The following is an 8373-nucleotide window of genomic DNA, read 5'->3' on the forward strand; positions in this document are numbered from 1 at the left end:
ACTCCCCATCAGGGGAAGCAGTGTGTCATGCCGTCAGAGACGCGGAACAGACTGTCGTGATTGATTCTGCAAATTGCAGAACGCATCTTGCCATCTGTTGCACGCTACGCGCATAGTGGCCTGGTGGCTTCCTCCCATGACGCTCTTGGACTGGAGCGCCCGGCCGGCTTCGATGCCCCGCGGCACCTGAGCGCGTCCCGCATGGACGTGTTCCATCTGCCGGCGCTCGGCGCCTGTGTCGCCGAGGCGAGGAGGCGCCTTCGAGCGCTGCTGGCCGAGCGCGGTGTCGATGACGATGTACGGGACGACGCCGGGCTGGTGCTTTCCGAGTTGTTCACCAACGCCATCCGGTACAGCGACAGTGAGCGGATAGCCTGCGCGCTGCGGGTCACTTCCAGCCTGCTTCGGCTCGAAGTCGCCGACCAGGGGCGGGGATTGACGCAGCCTCAGCCGCGTGAGGCGGGGGTCGACGAGGAGAGCGGGCGCGGCCTCCTTCTGGTCAACGCCCTGGCGGCGGCATGGGGCGTGCACCCCTGCGGGGACGGGCAGGGGCGCGTCGTCTGGGCGGTCCTCCGCCGCGACTAGGACTGCGCCCGGTTGCCGTTCGGCGTTCGTCTGGCGGAGCGCGCCGCCACGCGGGCTGGCCCCGCGCCACCCTGTCCCCCGCGGCGGCCCCGCCGAGCGCCCGGCGGCCGACGCGCGGGCGGAGCGGGGAGACGCCCCATCACGCCCCAGCCCGAAGACGACAGAGCTCAACGCCAGGCGACGGCCGACGGCAATCGGATGGATACGACCCCGAACCGCCAGTGCTAGGGCAGTGGCAGCAGCTCAGGCCGCTTCGCGGAGACGCGATCCCCGCTGGACTCCCCCCGCAACCGCCGCCCGATCCACGGGACAAGGTGCTCCCGCGCCCATTGGATGTTCTCCCGCCGGACATCGGCCGCGGTACGGAACACCTCCGGCGGCCACGGCTCCTCGGCGTCGCCGGACACCTGAACCCCCAGCACCTCGGCCGCCCGCAGGGCGACCCTGCGGTGACCCGCGGGAGACAGGTGCAACCGGTCCTCGCTCCAGGCCCGCCTGTCCTGCACCGAGCGCAGCGACCACAGGTCGAGCACCGGGCACCCGTGCCGGTCGGCGATCGCCCGCAGATGCGCGTTGTACGTGGCGATCTTCCCCCGCAGATGCCGCAGCACCGGCACGCCACGGGTGTCGAAACCCGTGGCGACCAGTACCGTCCCACTGGTGCGGACGAGTTCGGCCACCGCCGCCTCGAAGCGCTCGGCGACCACGTCGGGGTCGGTCCCCGGCCGCAGGATGTCGTTGCCGCCCGCGCAGAACGTCACGAGGTCGGCGCCGAGTTCCACGGCCCGCGGGACCTGCTCGGCGACGATCTGGTCGAGCAGCCGCCCCCGCACCGCGAGGTTCGCGTAACGCAGTTCGCGCCCAGGGCCCTGCTCGGCGAGCATGACCGCGAGCCGGTCCGCCCAGCCGATGTACCCACCGTCGGGGCCCGGGTCGCCCACGCCCTCGGTGAAGCTGTCGCCGATCGCCGCGTATGACGCGATGGCAGCCCCCGGCGTGGACAAGGTGTCAGGATTCTTCACTTCAGCCACTCGCGACATCCTCCTCTCGGCCACGTGACCTACGCCACCGTAACCAGGGGTTGACGGGGCGTGATTCATCCCACTCAACTTTTCTGGGTGATGCGGAATAGGGCCGCGTGCCACGGGGCGCGTGGTGAGCCGCGGGCGCGAGAAGAATCGTTGAGCCCCCACATACCACCTGGTACGCCCTGGGTCAGACTGTCGTATGGTCAGCTATGGCAGTCACGGCGGTGATCCGCACCGCCGACCCGTCGCGAAGGAGGCACGGTGACCCAGCAGACGCCGCAGGCCCCGACACAGACGCAGACCGAGCCCGAGCTGACCGGAGTGCGCAACTTTCGGGACGTCGGTGGCGTGGTCACCGGCGACGGACGCCGGGTCCGGTTCGGACGGCTCTACCGCAGCGGTCACCTGGCCCATGCCACCGAGGAGGACGCCGCCTACCTCGCCTCCCTCGGCCTGCACACGATCTTCGACTTCCGCAACGCCTCCGACATCAGGCTGGAGGGACCGGACGTCACCCTGCCCGGAGTGCGGAACGTGAACATGCCGCTGAGCGATCCGGCCGACGGGGCGGAGTTCTGGGGCACCGTGCGGGACGGAAACCTCGACGCACTGCGCGCCGCGCTGGGCGACGGCAAGGGCGCGGCGCGGATGCAGCAGGCGTACCGCTCGCTGATCCTGGAGCGCACCCGGGACCACGCCCGGCTGCTGGACTTCCTGATCGAGGAGCGGTCGGTACCGGCGCTGCTGCACTGCGCGGCGGGCAAGGACCGGGCCGGCACCTCCATCGCGGTGGTGCTGCTGGCGCTCGGCGTCAAGCACTCCGAGATCGAGGCGGACTACATGCTGAGCAACGACGCGCACCGTCGCTACCGCATCCAGCGTGGCCGCAACGCCGCGGGCGTCGCCGCCCCTGAGGTGGTGGAGCTGCTCAATCCGCTGTTCGAGGCCCGTCCCGAGTATCTGGCGACCGCCTTCGAGGCCATCGACGAGCGCTGGGGTTCCACCGACCGCTATCTGTCGGAGGGCCTTGGACTGTCCGACGAGCGCAGGGAGTTGCTGTGCACCCTGCTGCTGGAGGACGACGCCCGTTAGGGTCGGCCGGGTGAGTGAGAATCCGTTCTTCTCCCGGAGCACCCTCCCGTACGAGCTGCCGCCGTTCGCCGAGGTGCGGGTGGCGCACTATGCCCCGGCCCTTGACCGGGGCATGGCCGAGCAACTCGCCGAGATCGCGGCGATCACCGGCGGCGACCAGCCGCCCGGCTTCGAGAACACGGTGGTCGCGCTGGAGCGCAGCGGCGCTCTGCTGCACCGGGTGGAGAGCGTGTTCCACAACCAGGTGGCGGCCGACACCTCACCCGAACTCGACGCGCTCAACGCGGAATACAGCCCGAAGCTCGCGGCGCACCGCGACGCGATCCAGCTGGATTCGGCGCTGTTCGCCCGGATCGACGCGTTGTACGCCGGGCGCGACCAACTCGGCCTCGACCCGGAGTCGCTGCGGCTGCTGGAGCGGTACCACACGGACTTCGTACGGTCCGGGGCCCTGCTCGGCCCGGCCGAGCAGGAGCGACTGCGGGCCTTGAACGCCGAGTTGGCCCGGTTGGGCGCCGTCTTCCAGCAGAACCTGGCAGCGGACACCCGAGCCGCCGCCCTCGTGCTGGACGACCCCGAGGAACTCGCCGGGCTCTCCCCCGACGCCATCGCCGCGGCGGCGGCCAACGGCACGGCCCGCGGCCACGACGGCCGCTACGTGCTGAGCCTCAAACTGTTCTCCAACCAGAGCGAGCTGGCCTGGCTGGACAACCGCGCGGTACGCGAGCGGCTGCTGACCGCCTCGCTCGGCCGGGGCCTGGAGTCCAACCGGCGACTCGTCGCCCGTATCGCCGGGTTGCGCGCCGAGCGCGCCGCGCTGCTCGGGCACCGCAGCCATGCCGCCCACGTGGTCGGCGGCATGACCGCGGGCAGCACCGAGGCTGTGGAGGATCTGCTGGCCCGGCTGATCCCACCGGCCGTCGCCAACGCGCGTGCGGAGGCCGAGGCGCTGCGTGCGGAGCTTGGCGGCGGCGTCCGGCTGGAGCCGTGGGACTGGGCGTACTACGCGGAGCGGGTCCGCAAGAGCCGGTACGGCATCGACGCGGCGGCGCTGCGCCCGTACTTCGAGCTGGAACGGGTGCTGGGCGACGGGGTGTTCTTCGCGGCCGGGCTGGTGTACGGGCTGCGCTTCGGCGAGCGGCACGATCTTGTGGGCTACCACCCGGACGTCCGGGTCTTCGAGGTGTTCGACGCGGACCGGCCGCTCGGTCTCTACCTGCTGGACGTCCACGCCCGGGCCGGCAAGCGCGGCGGTGCCTGGATGGCCCAACTCGTCGACCAGTGCGACCTGCTGGGCCAGCGGCCGGTGGTGGTGAACAACCTCAACGTGGCCAAGCCGCCGGCGGGCGAGCCGACGCTGCTCACCTTCGACGAGGTCCGCACGCTGTTCCATGAGTTCGGGCACGCGCTGCACGGGCTGCTGTCCGAGGTGCGCTATCCGGCGTTCTCCGGCACCAAGGTGCCGCGCGATGTGGTCGAGTACCCCTCGCAGGTCAACGAGATGTGGATGGTGTGGCCACAGGTACTGGCCAACTACGCGCGCCACCACCGGACCGGTGAGCCGCTGCCGGTGGACCGGTTGGACCGGTTGGCCGCGGCGGGTCGGTTCGGCGAGGGTTTCCGCACGGTGGAGTACCTGGCCGCGGCGGTGCTCGACTGGAAGTGGCACACCCTGGGCGCCCAGGACGACCCTGGGGACACCGAGGCCTTCGAGGCCGCGGCGCTGGAGGGCGCCGGGATCGCGGTGCCGGAGATTCCGCCGCGTTACCGCAGTACGTACTTCGCGCATGTCTTCGCCCACGACGTCAACGAGTACAGCGCGGGCTACTACTCGTACATCTGGAGCGAGGTGCTGGACGCCGACACCGTCGAGTGGTTCCGGGAGAACGGCAGGACGGTGCGGGAGAGCGGTGAGCTGTTCCGGCGCGGGCTGCTGGCGAAGGGCGGCGGTGCCGACATGATGGAGTCGTTCCGGGCGGTGTGCGGCCGGGAACCGCGGATCGAGCCGCTGCTGGCCCGCCGCGGGCTCACTCGCGGCGGTTGTTGACCAGAGCCGTCCCGCCGAGGTGGTCGCATGACCGCCGGTCCGCCTTCTCGTGGTGCCCGGCAGTCGCGGCGGATGGTTCCTCTCGCCGCGACGGCCAGCGCGTCACTCGAGTGTCAGCCCGCCATAGCCTGCTTGATGAGGGTGCGGCCGAAGTCCCACATCAGGCCGCTGCCCTTGTGTGCGTCGTCCATGACGTCGGTGAAGGCGTCGACGAAGCGGTCGACCTCCTTCTCGCCGATGGTCAACGGCGGGATCAGCTTGATGACCTCCAGGTGGTCGCCGGAGACCTGGGTGAGGATCCGGTGCCGCTGTAGCAGCGGCACCACGACCATCTGCGCGAACAGGCCCTTGCGGGCCGCCTGGAGCATCGTCCAACCGCCGCGCAGCTTCAGCGACTTGGGACGGCCGAACTCGATGCCGATCATCAGGCCCCGGCCGCGCACCTCGTGCAGCAGCTCGTATCGGTCGACCAGTGCGGCCAGCCGGGAGCGCAGCAACTCGCCGGTGGTGCGGGCGTTCTCCACCACCTTCTCGTCGTCCATCACCGCCAGGGTGGCCAGTCCGGCCGCCATCGCCTGGGCGTTGGAGCCGAAGCTGGCCGAGTGGACCAGCACCCGGTCCATGGACGAGTAGACCTTCTTGAAGATCCACTCCTTGCCGAGGGTGGCCCCGACCGGCACGTAGCCGCCGGACAGCGCCTTCGCCACGCACACCAGGTCCGGTTCGACACCCTCCTCGTGCTGGTAGGCGAAGAAGTCACCGGTGCGGCCGATGCCGGTCTGCACCTCGTCGGCGATCAGCAGCGCCCTGTGCCGGTGCAGCAACTCCTGTGCGGCACGCAGGAATCCGGGCGGTGTCTCGTGGACGCCCTTGCCCTGGATCGGCTCGACCACGAACGCCGCGACGTCGCCGCGCCGCAACTCCCGTTCCAGCGCGGCCAGATCGCCCATCTCGATCGCGGTGTCGGGCAGCAGGGGGGCGAAGCCGTCCCGGAACCCGCCCTCTCCGTTGACCGACAGGGATCCGGTGGTCAGGCCGTGGAAGGCGTGCGTGCAGTACAGCACGCGCGGCCTGCCGGTGGCGTAACGGGCGAACTTCAGTGCCGTCTCGACGGCTTCGGTACCGCTGTTGCCGAAGAACACCCGGTCCAGATGGGGCGCGTAGGACAGTAGTTTCTCGGCGAGCAGGCCGGGCAGCGGCGGGCAGTCGAACCGGGTGAGGTCGGCGAGCCCGGCGTCCAGCACGTCGTGCAGTGCCTTGCGGACCACGGGATGGTGCCGCCCCAGGCCCATCACCCCGAATCCCGCGAGCATGTCGAGGTAGTCCTGGCCGTTCGCGTCCCAGAAGTACGCGCCCTCGGCCCGCTCGTACACCTTGTCGAAGCCGATGGTGTGCAGCATGCGGGGCAGTTGGTGGTTCAGATGCCTGGCGTGCAGCTCGTAGCGTTCCGCGCCCCGCTCGGCCAACAGCCTGCCCAGGTCAAAGCCCTTGTGCTCGGCGGCGTCAGGCTCGGCCATCGGCTTCCTCCTTCTCGATCACACCTTGTCCGGCGGCCCGGGCGTCGATCCGGGCCAGGGCCGCGCCTATGCGTCCGGCGATCTCGGCCGGAGTGAGGCCCAGGTCGGCCAGTACCTCGCTGCGTTTGGCGTGCGCCAGGAACTGCGCCGGGATCCCGAAGTCCCTTACCGGGACGTCCACATCGGCGTCCCGCAGTGCCTGGGCGACCGCCGAACCGACACCCCCGACGCGCCCGTTGTCCTCCACCACCGCGACCAGTCGGTGGTCGGCGGCGAGCGGCGGCAGTGCGGGGTCCACGGGTTTGACCCAGCGCGGGTCGACCACGGTGACGCCGATGCCCCGGTCCCGTAGCAGCGCGGCGGCGGACAGGCAGGTGTCGGCCAGTGCGCCGACCGAGACCAGCAGCACATCGGAGCGGTCGCCGCGGTGCAGTACGTCCATGCCGCCGATCCGGTCGATGGCGGGCATGGGCTCGCCGACCGACGCCTTGGGGAAGCGGATGACGGTGGGAGCGTCGTCGACGTCCACCGCCTCCCACAACTGGGCGCGCAGTTGGTCGGCGTCGCGCGGGGCGGCGATCCGCAGGCCCGGTACCACCTGGAGGATCGACATGTCCCACATGCCGTTGTGCGAGGCACCGTCCGGGCCGGTCACACCGGCGCGGTCCAGTACGAAGGTGACCCCGCACCTGTGCAGCGCGACGTCCATCAGCACCTGGTCGAAGGCCCGGTTGAGGAAGGTGGAATAGACGGCGACGACCGGATGCAGGCCTCCGGTGGCCAGGCCCGCGGCCGAGGTCGCCGCGTGCTGCTCGGCGATGCCCACGTCGTAGACCCGGCCGGGGAACCGCGCGGCGAACTCCGCCAGGCCGACCGGCTGGAGCATGGCGGCGGTGATGGCGACGACGTCCTCACGCTCCCGGCCGAGTTCGACCATCGTCGAGCCGAACACCGAGGTCCACGACTGCCCGGCGGACGGGGTCAGCGGTGCGCAGGTCAGCGGGTCCATGGCGGCGACGGAGTGGAAGCGGTCGGCCTCGTCCCGCTCGGCGGCGGCGTAGCCGCGGCCCTTCTCCGTCAGGCAGTGGACCAGTACCGGGCCGCGGAAGCGTTTGGCCCGGCGCAGCGCCGACTCCACGGCCGCGATGTCATGGCCGTCGATGGGGCCGAGGTACTTCAGCCCCAGGTCCTCGAACATGCCCTGCGGGGCGAAGGCGTCCTTGAAGCCCTTCTTCGCGCCGTGCAGCGACTCGTACAGCGGACGGCCGATCACCGGGGTGGCCTGGAGGAGTTGCTTGCCCAGGTCGAGTGCCCACTCGTACTCGTTGGTGGTGCGCAGGGTGGCGAGGTGGTTGGCGAGTCCGCCGATGGTGGGGGCGTAGGAGCGTTCGTTGTCGTTGACGACGATGATCAGGGGGCGGTCCCTGGCGGCGGCGATGTTGTTGAGCGCCTCCCAGGCCATGCCGCCCGTGAGCGCTCCGTCGCCGATGACGGCCACCACGTGGTCACTGCAGTGCCGCACCTCGTGGGCCTTGGCCAGGCCGTCGGCCCAGCCGAGCACGGTGGAGGCGTGCGAGTTCTCGATGACGTCGTGCTCGGACTCGGCGCGCGACGGGTAGCCGGACAGGCCGCCCTTGCCACGTAGCTTGGAGAAGTCCTGACGGCCCGTCAGGATCTTGTGGACGTAGGACTGGTGCCCGGTGTCCCACAGGATGCGGTCGGCGGGCGAGCTGAAGACTCGGTGCAGCGCGATGGTCAGTTCCACCACGCCGAGGTTCGGCCCGAGGTGGCCCCCGGTCCTGGCCACCGCCTGCACCAGGAACTGCCTGATCTCCCGGGCGAGTTCATCCAACTGGTCGGCCTCAAGAGCCTTGAGGTCACGTGGCCCTCGGATGCTCTCCAACAGCGTCACGATGGGGGCCTCCTTCCCTGGTTCTCCCCTGACCGGGCTGGTGTGCGGACGTAAGAGGGTCACGCGACGGTGACGGCGGGTTCGCCGGAGGGCACGCCCTCGGCCTCCATCAGCGCGGCGAGCTTCATCGCCTCCTCGATCAGGGTCTCCACGATCTTCGACTCCGGAACCGTCTTGATCACCTCACCCTTC

The 8373-nt window shown here is 70.5% G+C and carries 6 protein-coding genes and 1 pseudogene; 3 read left to right on the forward strand and 4 right to left on the reverse strand.

All coding sequences use genetic code 11. The annotated features are described in order from the left end of the window. The first annotated feature begins 123 nt into the window (after positions 1–123). Positions 124–585 (forward strand): ATP-binding protein, encoded by a 462-nt coding sequence (locus P3G67_RS33565; protein WP_276096877.1) that lies wholly within the window; start codon positions 124–126, stop codon positions 583–585. 224 nt (positions 586–809) lie between these two features. Here the strand turns inward: P3G67_RS33565 and P3G67_RS33570 are convergent, their stop codons facing one another. Beyond that, entirely contained in the window at positions 810–1616 is an 807-nt protein-coding gene (locus tag P3G67_RS33570) for an SGNH/GDSL hydrolase family protein (RefSeq protein WP_391858406.1), read from the reverse strand. Positions 1617–1874: 258 nt separating this feature from the next. Here P3G67_RS33570 and P3G67_RS33575 point away from each other — a divergent pair, with 258 nt between their 5' ends. Continuing rightward, entirely contained in the window at positions 1875–2705 is an 831-nt protein-coding gene (locus tag P3G67_RS33575) for a tyrosine-protein phosphatase (protein ID WP_276096878.1), read from the forward strand. Positions 2706–2715: 10 nt separating this feature from the next. Beyond that, the gene (locus P3G67_RS33580) at positions 2716–4752 is read left to right on the forward strand and encodes a M3 family metallopeptidase (RefSeq protein ID WP_276096879.1); all 2037 of its coding nucleotides are present in this window, start codon (positions 2716–2718) and stop codon (positions 4750–4752) included. Between the two features lie 113 nt (positions 4753–4865). Here P3G67_RS33580 and P3G67_RS33585 read toward each other — a convergent pair whose 3' ends face one another. The 3 genes and pseudogenes from P3G67_RS33585 to P3G67_RS33595 all read right to left on the reverse strand — a co-directional run. Then, a complete protein-coding gene (locus tag P3G67_RS33585; protein ID WP_276096880.1) occupies positions 4866–6269 on the reverse strand; it encodes an aspartate aminotransferase family protein in 1404 nt (467 codons plus the stop codon). Next, positions 6256–8181, reverse strand: coding sequence for a 1-deoxy-D-xylulose-5-phosphate synthase (gene dxs, locus P3G67_RS33590; RefSeq protein ID WP_276096881.1), 1926 nt, complete (start codon positions 8179–8181; stop codon positions 6256–6258). Before dxs ends, P3G67_RS33585 begins: the two co-directional genes overlap by 14 nt. A gap of 59 nt (positions 8182–8240) precedes the next feature. Then, a pseudogene (locus P3G67_RS33595) lies at positions 8241–8373 on the reverse strand (flavodoxin-dependent (E)-4-hydroxy-3-methylbut-2-enyl-diphosphate synthase); the annotation flags it as partial.

Origin of the sequence: Streptomyces silvisoli (assembly GCF_029269905.1) — a bacterium.
Lineage (GTDB): Bacteria > Actinomycetota > Actinomycetes > Streptomycetales > Streptomycetaceae > Streptantibioticus_A > Streptantibioticus_A silvisoli_A.

Coding starts and splice junctions, on each gene's coding strand:
- P3G67_RS33585 (WP_276096880.1), bottom strand. CDS start 6,269: ATGGCCGAGCCTGACGCCGCCGAGCACAAGGGCTTTGACCTGGGCAGG.